Source organism: Janthinobacterium sp. TND4EL3, assembly GCF_900156175.1.
In the GTDB taxonomy this organism is placed as follows: Bacteria; Pseudomonadota; Gammaproteobacteria; order Burkholderiales; family Burkholderiaceae_D; genus Janthinobacterium.
Map to the genome: position 1 here is coordinate 1 of NZ_FTMV01000025.1, position 12,426 is coordinate 12,426.

Annotated in this window: 12 protein-coding genes and 2 tRNA genes; 1 reads left to right on the forward strand and 13 read right to left on the reverse strand. The window is 62.2% G+C overall.

Annotation, left to right across the window (positions count from 1 at the left end; all coding sequences use genetic code 11):
* Nucleotides 1–389 precede the first annotated feature (389 nt).
* The 8 genes from BXA07_RS26485 to hisC all read right to left on the reverse strand — a co-directional run bounded on the left by BXA07_RS26485 (nucleotide 390) and on the right by hisC (nucleotide 7,902).
* On the reverse strand, nucleotides 390–1,400 hold the full coding sequence (locus BXA07_RS26485; RefSeq protein WP_076572499.1) for a porin: 1,011 nt from the start codon (nucleotides 1,398–1,400) through the stop codon (nucleotides 390–392).
* 70 nt (nucleotides 1,401–1,470) lie between these two features.
* Nucleotides 1,471–2,286: a thiazole synthase gene (locus tag BXA07_RS26490; RefSeq protein ID WP_076572501.1), complete on the reverse strand. Its 816-nt coding sequence runs from the start codon at nucleotides 2,284–2,286 to the stop codon at nucleotides 1,471–1,473.
* The gene (locus tag BXA07_RS26495; protein WP_076572503.1) at nucleotides 2,283–3,587 is read right to left on the reverse strand and encodes a D-amino acid dehydrogenase; all 1,305 of its coding nucleotides are present in this window, start codon (nucleotides 3,585–3,587) and stop codon (nucleotides 2,283–2,285) included. Before BXA07_RS26495 ends, BXA07_RS26490 begins: the two co-directional genes overlap by 4 nt.
* 16 nt (nucleotides 3,588–3,603) lie before the next feature.
* Nucleotides 3,604–4,668 carry a YeiH family protein gene (locus BXA07_RS26500; protein WP_083708562.1) on the reverse strand — a complete coding sequence of 355 codons (1,065 nt, stop codon included), beginning with the start codon at nucleotides 4,666–4,668 and terminating at the stop codon, nucleotides 3,604–3,606.
* A 205-nt stretch (nucleotides 4,669–4,873) separates the two neighbouring features.
* Nucleotides 4,874–5,743, reverse strand: coding sequence for an NAD(P)-dependent oxidoreductase (locus tag BXA07_RS26505; RefSeq protein ID WP_076572505.1), 870 nt, complete (start codon nucleotides 5,741–5,743; stop codon nucleotides 4,874–4,876).
* An 80-nt stretch (nucleotides 5,744–5,823) separates the two neighbouring features.
* Nucleotides 5,824–6,354: a DUF2812 domain-containing protein gene (locus BXA07_RS26510; protein WP_076572507.1), complete on the reverse strand. Its 531-nt coding sequence runs from the start codon at nucleotides 6,352–6,354 to the stop codon at nucleotides 5,824–5,826.
* An 11-nt stretch (nucleotides 6,355–6,365) separates the two neighbouring features.
* On the reverse strand, nucleotides 6,366–6,695 hold the full coding sequence (locus BXA07_RS26515) for a PadR family transcriptional regulator (RefSeq protein ID WP_076572509.1): 330 nt from the start codon (nucleotides 6,693–6,695) through the stop codon (nucleotides 6,366–6,368).
* Between the two features lie 151 nt (nucleotides 6,696–6,846).
* On the reverse strand, nucleotides 6,847–7,902 hold the full coding sequence (gene hisC, locus BXA07_RS26520) for a histidinol-phosphate transaminase (RefSeq protein WP_076572511.1): 1,056 nt from the start codon (nucleotides 7,900–7,902) through the stop codon (nucleotides 6,847–6,849).
* Nucleotides 7,903–8,078: 176 nt separating this feature from the next.
* On the opposite strand from hisC, the gene BXA07_RS26525 reads away from it, so the two are divergent.
* Nucleotides 8,079–8,390, forward strand: coding sequence for a hypothetical protein (locus BXA07_RS26525; protein WP_076572513.1), 312 nt, complete (start codon nucleotides 8,079–8,081; stop codon nucleotides 8,388–8,390).
* Between the two features lie 165 nt (nucleotides 8,391–8,555).
* Here the strand turns inward: BXA07_RS26525 and BXA07_RS26530 are convergent.
* The 5 genes from BXA07_RS26530 to BXA07_RS26550 all read right to left on the reverse strand — a co-directional run bounded on the left by BXA07_RS26530 (nucleotide 8,556) and on the right by BXA07_RS26550 (nucleotide 12,390).
* Nucleotides 8,556–8,645: transfer RNA gene (locus BXA07_RS26530), tRNA-Ser, on the reverse strand.
* 342 nt (nucleotides 8,646–8,987) lie between these two features.
* Nucleotides 8,988–9,077 (reverse strand) — tRNA-Ser (locus BXA07_RS26535).
* Between the two features lie 113 nt (nucleotides 9,078–9,190).
* Complete coding sequence (serS, locus tag BXA07_RS26540; RefSeq protein WP_076572515.1) at nucleotides 9,191–10,480, reverse strand: serine--tRNA ligase; 1,290 nt, start codon at nucleotides 10,478–10,480, stop codon at nucleotides 9,191–9,193.
* A 135-nt stretch (nucleotides 10,481–10,615) separates the two neighbouring features.
* Nucleotides 10,616–10,819 (reverse strand): hypothetical protein, encoded by a 204-nt coding sequence (locus BXA07_RS26545; protein WP_076572517.1) that lies wholly within the window; start codon nucleotides 10,817–10,819, stop codon nucleotides 10,616–10,618.
* 149 nt (nucleotides 10,820–10,968) lie between these two features.
* Entirely contained in the window at nucleotides 10,969–12,390 is a 1,422-nt protein-coding gene (locus tag BXA07_RS26550; protein ID WP_076572567.1) for an aminotransferase-like domain-containing protein, read from the reverse strand.
* Nucleotides 12,391–12,426 lie beyond the last annotated feature (36 nt).

Genomic DNA, 12,426 nt, shown 5'->3' on the forward strand with positions numbered 1-12,426 from the left:
GCGAAGATGTCCATCGGGTCCATGAAGGCCGAGCCCATGATGCCGAACATGTCGGTCACGCCATTGGCGGCCAGGGTTTCCACGAACGCTTCGGAAGGCGTCATCTTTTGCGGGCCTACTGGAACGGCAGCGGCGGCGGCTTTTTGGTCGGACAAATCGGTCATGGCTCAGTCTCCTTACGGTTTTATGAAAAATCGGTATATTTTGTTCCGATATTTGAAATACGTATTCAATTTAACGGTTGCGAAATGCGCTGTCAATGAAAATTCATCAAAAATCGGACTGTTTTATTCCTGAATCCGGAATCCATGACTTAGGCCTCCTCCAGAAACAACAATGGCGGCTTATCCGCAACAGACAAGCCGCCATCGCTACCTACGCTGCCGCGCTTAGAACTTCAGGCGCATGCCGGCCGTGAAGGCACTGGAATTGTGTCCAGGCAAGGGCGCGCTGCCGCCGCTCGATGCGTCGCCGACGAAGTTGGTGCCCGCCCCATCGTTGCTGATGCGCCCGTACGAGGTGTACAGGTTCGTGCGCTTGGACAAGGCGTAGGTATAGCCGATGGCCAGCTGGCGCCCGCCGCGGCGCGCATTCGTGCGGTCATCCTTGCGGATGTACGACGCCATCACGCTGCCCGCTGCGCCCACGGGCGCCGACACGCCCAGCATGTAGTCGCGGAAATCCGTGCCGATATCATCCTTGTCCGTCTCATACGCGGCGTGCAGCTTGGCGGGGCCAAAGTCGTAGGTACTGCCCAGCAAGGTCACTTTCGCCGTGTTCAGCTCGCTGTCCTTGCGGTTGTCGTGCGCCAGGGTGAGCACGAGCGGACCGTTGGCGTAGTCGATGGAAAAGTCGATGGTGCGGCCCAGGGTGGCGCTGTCCGGTTTTTCGCCCAGGCCATACATGATCGAGGCCGACAGGCCCTTGACCTTGGGCGTCTCGTACATGATGGAATTTTTCGTGCGCAGGCTGGCCACGCTCATCAGGTTCAGCGAGGCGCCCGTCAGGCCCGTCTCGAAGGGGTCGATATTGTCCAGCGCCGTGAACAGCGGGTTGTGCTGCAAGCCCAGGTTCACGGTACCGAAGTCGCCGGACAGGCCCACGTAGGCCTTGCGCCCGAACAGGGCGCCCTGGCGGTACGCACCAGTATCGAGGTCGAGTCCATTTTCCAGCAGGAAATTGGCCTTCAGATTGTTACCCAGGTCTTCCGTGCCCTTGAAGCCGATGCGGCTGCCCGACTGCACGCCGGTGGCCAGCTTGGTGACGGAACCGTCCGCGCCGCCGTGTTCGGACGTGATGCCCGCGTCGAGCAAGCCGTACACGGTGACGGAGGACTGGGCGCCAGCGCTGCCGGCGAAGAGGGAGGCCAGGACGGCCGCCGCTGCGAGTGTGTGTTTCATGTCATCTCCAGGTATTGTGGTTTTTATAAACGCTTGAAACGATAATCAACTACGGGGCTACAAAATCTGCTCAGGCGATCAGCCCGGCCATGGGCGACGAGGGCGAGGCGCTCATGACGCCTGCTCTCCGGGGCATGCGTCCGGCCAGGTAAGCCTCGCGTCCGCCCTGCACTGCCAGTTTCATGGCGCGCGCCATGCGTATCGGTTCGCGCGCCGCCGCGATGGCGGTATTCATCAGGATGCCGTCGCAACCGAGTTCCATGGCGATGGCCGCGTCCGACGCCGTGCCGACACCTGCATCGACGAGCACGGGCACGCGGGCTTGCTCGATGATCAGCGACAAGTTCCACGGATTGAGTATGCCCATGCCCGAGCCGATCAATGACGCCAGCGGCATGACGGCGATGCAGCCGAGGTCTTCCAGCATGCGCGCCTGGATGGGGTCGTCGCTGCAATACACCATCACCTGGAAGCCATCCTTCACCAGCTGCCCGGCCGCCTTGAGGGTTTCCGGCATGTTGGGGAACAGGGTCTTTTCATCGCCGAGCACTTCCAGCTTGCACAGCGGGTGGCCGCCCAGCAGTTCGCGCGCCAGCTGCAGGGTGTAGACGGCGTCGCGCGCGTTGTAGCAGCCGCCCGTGTTGGGCAGGATCGTGTATTTCGACGGCGGGATGAAGTCGAGCAGGTTCGGCTCGCCCTTTTCCTGGCCGATATTCACGCGCCGTATCGTCACGGTGACGATCTCGGCGCCGCTTTCCTCGATGGCGAGGCGCGTTTCCTCGAAATCCTTGTATTTGCCGGTGCCCACCAGCAGGCGCGACCGGTAGGTGGTACCGGCCAGGGTCAGGCCGCCGGGGGTATGGCTGGGGATGGCGTCGTCTCTCATCGTGGTGCTCTCCTAAGTTGAACCAAAGCGGCTTCTTGCCGGGGCGGCTCGCCGCAAAACGCAAAATCGACTTCCGGCCGCCGTCCCGACACGAGGTCGGCGATCGCCCGGCCCGCGCCGCAGCCCATGGTCCAGCCCAGGGTGCCGTGGCCCGTGTTGAGGAACAGCTGGCGGTAGCGCGTGGCGCCGATGTAGGGCACGTTCGACGGCGTGAGCGGGCGCAGGCCGGCCCAGTAGACGGGGGCGCCGTAATCGCAGGCGCCGGGAAACAGCGCCTGCACGCGGCGCGTGATGGCGGCGCAGCGCACGGGGTTGAGTTCGCGCGTGTAGCCGTTCAGCTCGCACGTGCCCGCCACGCGCAGGCGCTCGCCCAGGCGCGAAAACACGAGCTTGTGGCCGTCGTCCGTCAGCGACACGCAGGGTGCGGCGGCGGAATCAAGAATCGGATAGGTGGCCGAATATCCCTTGCCCGGATACAGCATCAGCAGGATGCCCAGCGGCTGCAGCAAGGGCGCGGAAAAGCTGCCCATGGCCACCACGACGGCGTCCGCGTGCTCGATGCGATGACGCCCCTGCGCATCGATGCATTCCATGCCCGTGATGCGCTCGCCATCGGCCAGCAGCCGCGTCACCGTCGTGCAGTACTGGAAATCCACGCCGGCCGCCGCGGCACGGGCGGCCAGCGCCGTGGTAAACAGATGCACGTCGCCCGATTCATCGCTGGCCGTAAAATCGCCGCCCACGATCTGCTGGCGGGCATGCGCCAGGGCTGGCTCGATGCGGATCACTTCATCGGCGCTGACCGTATTGCGCGGGCAGCCCAGCTCGCGCAGCAGCGCGGCGCCCGCTTGCGATTTATCAAACTCCTGCTCGTCCGTATAGAAATGCAGAATGCCCCGCTCCAGGTGGTCATAGGCGATGCCCGTCTCGCGCCGTAATGCCTGCAAACTCTGCCGGCTGTATTCGGCCAGGGCGACGATCTGGCGCATATTGCGCGCCACGCGCGACGGCAGGCATTCGCGCAGGTAGTGCAAGACCCACTGCCATTGCAGCGGGTCCAGGCGGGGACGGAACAGCAGCGGCGCATCGTCCTTGCCCAGCCACGTGAGCACCTTGCGCAGGGTGGCGGGATTGGCCCACGGTTCCGCATGCGAGACGGAAATCTGCCCGCCGTTGCCGAAGCTGGTTTCCTGCGCGGCGCCCGCCTGGCGTTCGAACACGCGCACGTCGTGGCCAGCCTGGCGCAAATACCAGGCCGATGCCGTGCCGACCACGCCGGCGCCGAGAACGAGGATCTTCATGGCAGGGCCGTTCCGTTCAACGCGTCAGCAGGACGGCGATGGCGACAAAGGCGGCGATCCACACGGTTTCCATCACCAGCATGATCACGGGACGCCAGCCCAGCGAGGCGAGCGACTGGAACGAGGTTTTCACGCCCAGGGCCGCAATGGCGATGACGAGGCAGGCGCGCGAGGCATTGTTGATCCAGCCATTCACTTCCTGCGGGATCAGGCCCAGGCTGTTGGTAATGACGAGCCAGACAAAGCCGATCAGGAAGAAGGGCACCAGCGGCGGCGCATCGACTTCGCTCTTGCCATCCTTGCGCTTGAACATGATCGACAGGCCCAGCACGACGGGCACGAGGCAGGCGACGCGCGTCAGCTTCACGAAGGTGGCGACGTCGCCCGTATGGTTGCTGACCAGGTAGCCCGCGCCCACCACTTGCGCCACATCATGAATCGTGCCGCCGATGAACACGCCCGCTTCCGTCGGGTCAAAACCCAGCAGCTTGACCAGCAGCGGGTAGACGATCATGGCCAGGGTCGACAGCGACGTCACGCCCACCACCGTCAGCAGGGTGAACTTTTCGTTTTCCTTGGTTTGCGGCAGCACGGCCGAGATGGCCAGCGCAGCCGAGGCGCCGCAGATGGCCACGGAGCCGCCCGACAGGATGCCTTCCGTGATGGGGCGTTTGAGCCATTTGGCCAGCAGGTAGCCGAAGCCCAGCGTGGCGATCAGGCCGCCGACGACGATCAATAAGGGCGTCACGCCGACCGAGGCGATCTGGTTGAAGGTGATGCGCGCGCCCAGCAGGGCCACGCCTGTGCGTAATAAAATCTTGCTGCAAAACTCGATGCCGGGCTTGCAGGTGGGGTCGGACGCGAGGAAGTGGAAGGCCAGGCCGAAGAACAGCGCATACAGCAGCTGGGGGCCGCCGTAATTGCTGGAAATAAAGGTGGCCGACAGGGCGATCACCAGCGCGATGGCCACGCCGGGCCAGCTGCGCAGCACGGCGCGGGGCCGCCAGATGGCGACGGCGGAAGACAAATAGGGGATGTTCTTGTCGACAACGCGCGTTATCGCTGAGGAGTTAGTTTTCATGCTGGTCCGCTCATAATGTTTTAAAAATTGGGACATTTCATCTCGTTTTTTAATAATACACGATGAGCTAGCGAAGTCCATGCTTTTCCATGAAAATCGAAACCGGATGTTCCGGAAACTGACGTTTTAATTTAAATCGGGCGTAAACGACGAGCGGCGCGGCCCTTCGCAGGGACGCGCCGCTGTTTACTTAAGAGTTAAAAAGTTACTTTTTGTTCAGGCGGATGATCAGGCTGGACGTGTCAAAGCGGTTGCCGCCCGCCTGCTGTACTTCGCCATAGAACTGGTCCGTCAAGGTCGTCACGGGCAAGTCGCTGCCGTTGCGTTTCGCTTCGGCCAGGCAGATGCCGAGGTCCTTGCGCATCAGGTCGACGGCGAAGCCGAAGTCGAACTTGCGCTCTATCATGGTCTTGCCCCGGTTTTCCAGCTGCCACGACTGCGCCGCGCCCTTGGAAATCACGTCCACGACCAGGGCCGCATCGAGGCCCGCGTTTTCCGCAAAGGCAATGCCCTCGCTCAAGGCTTGCACGAGGCCGGCGATGCAGATCTGGTTGACCATTTTCGTGAGCTGGCCGGAGCCGGAAGCGCCCATATAGGTGACGGCGCGCGAGAACAGGGCGATGACCGGCTCGGCGCGTGCATACGCCTGCGCATCGCCGCCCACCATCACGGTCAGCTTGCCGTTTTCCGCGCCTGCCTGGCCGCCGGACACGGGCGCGTCGAGGAAGAACACGCCCTTCTCCTTCGCTGCCGCATGGATGGTGCGCGCCGCTTCGGCCGAGGCTGTCGTATGGTCGATCAGGATGCTGCCCGGCGCCATGGCGGACAGCAAGCCGCCCTCTTCCAGGATCACCTGATACAGGTCATTATCGTTGCCGATGCAGGTGAAGACGAACTCGGCGCCGGCAGCGGCTTCTGCCGGCGTGGCCGCGCTCTTGCCCTTGTGCTGCGCCAGCCAGGCGGCCGCGCGGGCCGGGTTGCGGTTATACACGGTGACGTCGTGCCCGCCCGCCGCCAGGTGACCTGCCATGGGAAAACCCATGACGCCCAAACCGATGAATGCCACTTTTGCCATATTGTCCGTCCTGTCGATGTGTGAATCCGAATATTGTTGCACAAATGGCCGTGCGTGGCAGCTGCCTGCGGCCCCTACGCCTAGAGCGCCTGCCTGCGCAGGCGGTGCAGGCGGCTGACGGTGCGCCAGATCAGGTAGGACATGGGCAAGACCAGGGCCAGCTGCACGCCCGTCAGCACCATGCGCAGCGTGTCCATCTCGCGGTCGCTGCTGCCTATCAGGTTGTACATCAACAACAAACCGGTCAGGCCGAAGTACGTCAGCAAGCGTTGCTGCCTGGCGATCTTCGATGGCGTATCCGTGTAGATGTCATTCGGCTTGCCGTCTGCCGCAGGCTTGCGCCAGCAATAGCTGCCCCACCAGCAAAACACCAGCTCCCAGCCGGCATCCTGGCAGAGCTGCTCATAATCGCTGCTGCGCTTCCATGCCGGAAAGGAATCGAAGCGGTAGACATCATCGGCAGGTTCGCCCCGGACAAAGCTAAACCGGCAGGGCGCGAGAAAGCCCTGCAAATGCCATCCAGCCAGGGCCTGCGCGCGCAGCCATTGCTCGATGTTGCCGTCATCGAGCTCGATGAACCATTTATAGACATGCGACCGTTGTTCACTCATCCCGTTTCACCTCAGTATGTAGACAAAAATGGCGCATCCGCGTCGCCGACGCGCACCATCACGCGCAGGCGCCGCAATTGCGCCAGCAGCACATGGCGGCCCAGGTCCGTCATGGCGTACACCTTGCGCCGTTCGGCCTCGCGCACCATCTCGATCAGGCCCTGCTTTTCCAGGTTGGAAAAAGCGCCATACAGGGTGCCCGGCCCTATCTTCACCGCGCCTTCGCTGATGGCCTCGACCTGCTGCATGATGGCGTAGCCATGCGCGGGCTCGCGCAACGCCAGCAAGATGTAGTACGTGGCTTCCGACAAGGGCAGCAGCTTGTCTATCGATGCATCCATATTTCTCCCATAGTACGGCAAGCGGTATAGCGTGAGCCGGTATATCGACTATCGACATAGTATCACGCATGACTGCAATGTCTACACTTTTTGATAAGGCGCGGGAAAATGAGCGCCGCCGCCATGGGCAGCGGCGGACGGGATGGAAGAATTACAGCAGCTCGCGCAGCGCCGTCACCAGGGCGGCACATTCTGCCGGATTACCGATGCTGATGCGCAAATACTGGCTGATGCGCGGTGCGTTGAAATGGCGCACGATCACCGATCTGGCGCGCAGGCCGGACGCCAGTTGCGCCGCGTCATGCTGCGGGTGGCGGGCGAAGACGAAGTTGGCCACGGACGGCAGCACCTCGAAGCCCAGTGCCGCCAGATCCACCGTCAGTTGTGCGCGGCTGGCGATCACGGCCTGGCGCGTCTGCTGGAAATACGCTTCGTCGTGCAGCGACGCTACCGCGCCGGCCAGCGCCAGCCTATCCAGCGGATACGAGTTGAAACTGTTCTTCACGCGCTCCAGCGCCTCGATCAAATCCGCATGGCCAAAGGCGCAGCCGACGCGCAAGCCGGCCAGCGAACGCGACTTCGAGAACGTCTGCACCACCAGCAAGTTCGGAAACCGGTCGACCAGGCCCACGGCGCTCTCGCCGCCGAAATCCACATACGCTTCATCGACCACGACCACGGCGTCGGGATGCTCGCGCAGCAGGGTTTCCACGCCGGCCAGCGGCAAGTCCACGCCCGTGGGCGCGTTGGGATTCGGGAAGATGATGGCGCCGCACGGCCCCCGGTAGTCTTCGGGGCGGATGCGCATGGTGTCGTCGAGTGGCACGGTACGGTAATCGATGCCGTACAGCTTGCAATACACGGGATAGAAACTGTAGCTGATGTCCGGGAACAGCAAGGGCGCGTCGTGCTTGAGCAAGGCCATGAAGGCCAGCGCCAGCACCTCGTCGGAACCGTTGCCCACAAACACTTGCGCGCTGCTCAAACCATGGTAGGCGGCCAGGGTTTGCTTCAGTTCGCTGGCCGTGGGATCGGGATACAGGCGCAGGCTGTCGTTGGCCGCGTCGCGCAGCACGGCCAGCACCTGCGGCGACGGGCCGTAGGGGTTTTCGTTGGTGTTGAGTTTGACCAGGTCGGGCAGTTTCGGCTGCTCGCCGGGGACGTAGGGGGTCAGCTCGCTGACGATGGTGCTCCAGAATCGGCTCATTGCTTTTATGGGTGGGGTCGGGATGGGAGGGGGTAGATTAACATAGGCTGAGCTGGGTCAAGGTGGAATGCAGGGTGAGGGGTAGCGTCAAACTTCGGACCCAAGCTGGCGAGAGAATGGCCGACTTGCAGCACGCAACAACACTGACATAACACTTGACGAGGAATAGCAAGGCTATGGACGATACTCTCGGGACACTGTTTGACAGCGGTGAAAAAAGCGAGGAGCATGAAATGAAAAGCATGGAGGATTTGGTCATGGACGAGCAAGTCACCACATTGGCAAAAGATATGGCAGACGTAAAAGCGGATGTTGCCGTTCTAAAGACGGATGTCAGCGGCTTGAAACTGGACGTAGCGGTGGTGCGTTCCAATTATGCGACCAAGTCCGATGTGGCTGAGGCGAAGTCGGCTGTCATTCTGTCGTGCGTGGGGACGATAATTGCTATGTCGGGCGTCGTGTTTGCGGTGGCGCGGCTGGTGCACTAGCTTGCGTGACGTTAGTGGGGCGCTGGATTTCAAGGCCTGAATGGAGGAAAAAACGCCTTGCGCTGCGCGCTTTGGGCGGTTTTTTCTACCTGCATTGATACGTCTCAGGCTTTTTGGCATCGCTAATAAAAAAAGCTCCCTTGCGGGAGCTTCTCTTATGTATTCTGGCGGAGAGGGTGGGATTCGAACCCACGGTACGATTTAACGTACGCTTGATTTCGAGTCAAGTACATTCGACCACTCTGCCACCTCTCCGTTTACTGCGGTCTATTCATTCAAACTGGCATGCCTGTTTGAACGAGGCGCTATTTTAGCATGGGTGTTGTTGGGTTGGGTAGGGGTTTTATTGGTGATTTGCAACTGAGGGCTGGCAAACCAAAACCTATCTTGGCGATTCGGGGAGCCTCGCGCGAGGCGCGGCTCGCCTTTGTAGACGCCGCCTTGGCGCACGCGTGAAGACCAATTGGGCGATTCGGGGAGCCCCGCGCAAATATGCGCGGGGCTTCGAATTCCACACGCAAGGCGCGCAGGCGCCTTGCTCCTCTTCGCCGCCACAAATAAAAAAAGCTCCCTTGCGGGAGCTTTCTCTATTTGTTCTGGCGGAGAGGGTGGGATTCGAACCCACGGTACGATTTAACGTACGCTTGATTTCGAGTCAAGTACATTCGACCACTCTGCCACCTCTCCATTTGCTGCGGTCTTTTCCCGCATTGCTGCGAGAAGGCAAGATTATAGCAGCCGCCTGAGAAAATGGAAGGACTATTTTTCGCCTTCCATTCCACCCGGCTGCGTGCTCTTGCTTAGGCCTTCAGATGCGTCAGGCCGCCCATGTACGGACGCAGTACGGCAGGGATTTCGACGCTGCCGTCCGCTTGCTGGTAGTTTTCCAGCACGGCGACCAGGGTGCGGCCCACTGCCAGGCCGGAGCCGTTCAGGGTGTGCGCCAGTTCCGGCTTGCCGGCGGCGTTGCGGAAACGCGCCTGCATGCGGCGGGCCTGGAAGGCTTCGCAGTTCGACAGCGACGAGATTTCGCGGTAGGTGTTTTGCGCCGGCAGCCACACTTCCAGGTCGAAGGTCTTGGTGGCGCCGAAACCCATGTCGCCCGTGCACAGCGACATCACGCGGTATGGCAGGCCCAGGCGTTGCAGGATCGCTTCCGCGTGGCCGACCATTTCATCGAGCACCTGGTACGAGGTGTCCGGATGCACCACTTGCACCATTTCCACCTTGTCGAACTGGTGCTGGCGGATCATGCCGCGCGTGTCGCGGCCGTAGCTGCCCGCTTCCGAACGGAAACATGGCGTGTGGGCCGTCATTTTCAGGGGCAGTTGATCGATCGCCAGGATTTCATCGCGGGCGATGTTGGTCAGCGACACTTCCGACGTGGGGATCAGGTAGAAGGTTTCGCCCTCGCCTTCCGCGCCGCCTTTTTTCACCGAGAACAGATCGGCTTCGAATTTCGGCAGCTGGCCCGTGCCGCGCAGCGAATCGGCGTTGACCATGTACGGCGTATAGCATTCCGTGTAGCCATGCTCGTCCACATGGGTGTTGAGCATGAATTGCGCCAGCGCGCGGTGCAAACGGGCGATGCCGCCCTTCATGACGGAGAAGCGCGAACCGGTCAGCTTGGTCGCCACTTCGAAGTCCAGGCCCAGCGGGCCGCCCACGTCGACGTGATCCTTGACTTCAAAGTCAAAGGTGCGCGGCGTGCCGACCTTGCGCACTTCCACGTTGCCCGCTTCGTTTTCGCCCACTGGCGTCGATTCGTGCGGCAAATTCGGCACGGCCATGATGAATTCGCTCAGCTTGGCCTGCACCAGGGTCAGGGCCGCTTCATCGGCTTTCAGCTCATCGCCCAGGCCAGCCACTTGCGCCATCACGGCCGAGGTGTCTTCGCCCTTGCCTTTCAACATGCCGATTTGCTTGGACAGCGCATTGCGCTTGCCCTGCAGTTCTTCGGTGCGCGTCTGGATCGCCTTGCGTTCGGCTTCGAGGGCGGTAAAAGCTGCCACGTCGAGCGGGAAGTTGCGCGTCGCGAGGCGGGCGGCAACAGTGGCGATGTCTTTACGGAGAAGTTGGATATCTATCATGGGTGGATGGCGGTGCCGATGTATCGAAAGCACTCATTGTACCAAGACCCGTTCAGTTCTTTATGAGTTTTGCACATGGCCAACCATCGTCATGGCGGCATGGCCGGGCACTCGCGCCCGCTTTAAGGCTGGCGCTTAGATAAAGGCGGCTTTTTCGGCGGCCGTCAGGCGGCGGGCGCTGACGGTAACGACAGGCATCGTGCTGTCGGCGGCCTGGGCGACCACGGTGCTGCTGGCGCTCACTTGCACCGTGTTCGCGCCGGCGGTGGCGAAGCTGGCGCCGATGGCGATGATGGCGGCGGCGACAAAGGTGATTTCCATGTTTTTCAGTGCGTGCATGATGTAACTCCCGGTTAGTTTGTGTCGTTGACTGCTGCTGGTATGGTGGTACTTTAGCCAACGGCGGCAAACAAGGCCACCGGCTTGCGACCGGCGGCGAAAAACAGGGAGCGAACGGTGAAAAATGGGGGCTGAAACGCAAAGAATAGTTACAAGGCCTCATGCACCAGGCGGCCCAGGCGGCCGATGGCCTGCTCGATGCGGGGCGTCCAGGCATTGCCGCAATTGAGGCGCAGATAATTGCCGAACTTGCCCGAGGCCGAGAACAGCCGGCCCGGCATGTAGGCCACGCCGTCCGCGATGGCCTGGCCGTGCAGGGCCAGCGCATCGATCTGCGGCGGCATCTGCACCCACAGCACGAAGCCGCCCTGCGGCTCGGACAGCATGCAGTCCGCCGGAAAGCTGGCCGCCACGGCGTCCGACATGCGGGCGATGCGCTGCACCAGCGTGCGCCGCATCTTGCGCAGCTGCTGGTCGTAGCTGCTGCCTTCCAAAAAGTCGGCCAGCACGGCCTGGAAGAAATGGCTGGTGGCGCCGCTCGACACGGTCTTCAGCAGGGCCACTTCCTGCGCGAAACGCCCGGCCAGCACATAGCCGACGCGCGCGGCGGGCGTGATGGCCTTGGAAAACGAAGAACACAGCAGCACGTTGCCGCTCGTATCGTAAGCCTTCACGGGCCACGGGCGCTGCGGCGCAAAGCACACGTCGCCATACACATCGTCTTCCACCAGCGGGATATTAAATTCCGACAGCAAGCCCGCCAAGCGCTTCTTGTTGGCTTCCGGCATGACGCAGCCGAGCGGGTTGTTGGCGTTCGGCACGAACAGGCAGGCCTGCACGAGACCGGCGCGCAGGGCCAGTTCCAGCGCATCGAGCGACGGCCCCGTCTTCGGGTCCGTGGGAATTTCCAGCGCCTTCATGCCCAGGCTTTCTATCATCTGCAGCAGCACGAAATACGTGGCCGACTCGATGGCGATGGTGTCGCCCGGTTTGGCCACGGCGCGCAGGCACAGGCTGATCGCTTCCGTGCAGGAATTCGTCACGACGATCTCGCGCGGGTCCAGCTTGCCCCAGTCCAGCGCCCGGCGCGTGACCTGGCGCAGGAAATTGCCTTCGCTGACGTCATAGCAGCTGACCTTGCTCAATAAAGCTGGCTCGCGCCGCGCCACGGCGCTGATGGTGCGCTGCATGCGCTTGATGGGCAATATCTCGTCGGGCGGCCACGCCGTGCCCAGCTGCACGATATCGGGCGCCTCGTTTTCCTTCAGCACGCGCATCAGCAGGTTATTGATGCCGACAAAGGCCGGCTCCTTCAAATGCTGGGCGTCAAAGCTGCACGGGCGGCGCGGCGCGCGGTGGCGCACGAAATAGCCGGACTGGGGCCGCGCATCGACTTGCCCCCGGTCTTCCATCAGGCGCAAGGCTTGCATCACGGTGCTGACGGAGATGCGCTTTTGCTGCGCCAGGTGGCGGATGGACGGCAGGCGGTCGCCGGGCGCGAACACGCGCGCGTCGATCAGGGCGCCCAGCTCGTTGGCCAGGTGCTCGTACAGATTCAAAGACGCATTCATGCTCATCCCTTCAGTATGCGGCTGGCGCGCGCGGCA

Excerpts from the sequence above, each read along its gene's own strand:
- BXA07_RS26490 (WP_076572501.1), bottom strand. The coding sequence starts at position 2,286 with ATGAGAGACGACGCCATCCCCAGCCATACCCCCGGCGGCCTGACCCTG.
- BXA07_RS26545 (WP_076572517.1), bottom strand. The coding sequence starts at position 10,819 with ATGCACGCACTGAAAAACATGGAAATCACCTTTGTCGCCGCCGCCATC.
- hisC (WP_076572511.1), bottom strand. The coding sequence starts at position 7,902 with ATGAGCCGATTCTGGAGCACCATCGTCAGCGAGCTGACCCCCTACGTC.
- BXA07_RS26495 (WP_076572503.1), bottom strand. The coding sequence starts at position 3,587 with ATGAAGATCCTCGTTCTCGGCGCCGGCGTGGTCGGCACGGCATCGGCC.
- BXA07_RS26505 (WP_076572505.1), bottom strand. The coding sequence starts at position 5,743 with ATGGCAAAAGTGGCATTCATCGGTTTGGGCGTCATGGGTTTTCCCATG.
- BXA07_RS26500 (WP_083708562.1), bottom strand. The coding sequence starts at position 4,668 with ATGAAAACTAACTCCTCAGCGATAACGCGCGTTGTCGACAAGAACATC.
- BXA07_RS26485 (WP_076572499.1), bottom strand. The coding sequence starts at position 1,400 with ATGAAACACACACTCGCAGCGGCGGCCGTCCTGGCCTCCCTCTTCGCC.
- BXA07_RS26525 (WP_076572513.1), top strand. The coding sequence starts at position 8,079 with ATGGACGATACTCTCGGGACACTGTTTGACAGCGGTGAAAAAAGCGAG.
- serS (WP_076572515.1), bottom strand. The coding sequence starts at position 10,480 with ATGATAGATATCCAACTTCTCCGTAAAGACATCGCCACTGTTGCCGCC.
- BXA07_RS26515 (WP_076572509.1), bottom strand. The coding sequence starts at position 6,695 with ATGGATGCATCGATAGACAAGCTGCTGCCCTTGTCGGAAGCCACGTAC.
- BXA07_RS26510 (WP_076572507.1), bottom strand. The coding sequence starts at position 6,354 with ATGAGTGAACAACGGTCGCATGTCTATAAATGGTTCATCGAGCTCGAT.
- BXA07_RS26550 (WP_076572567.1), bottom strand. The coding sequence starts at position 12,390 with ATGAATGCGTCTTTGAATCTGTACGAGCACCTGGCCAACGAGCTGGGC.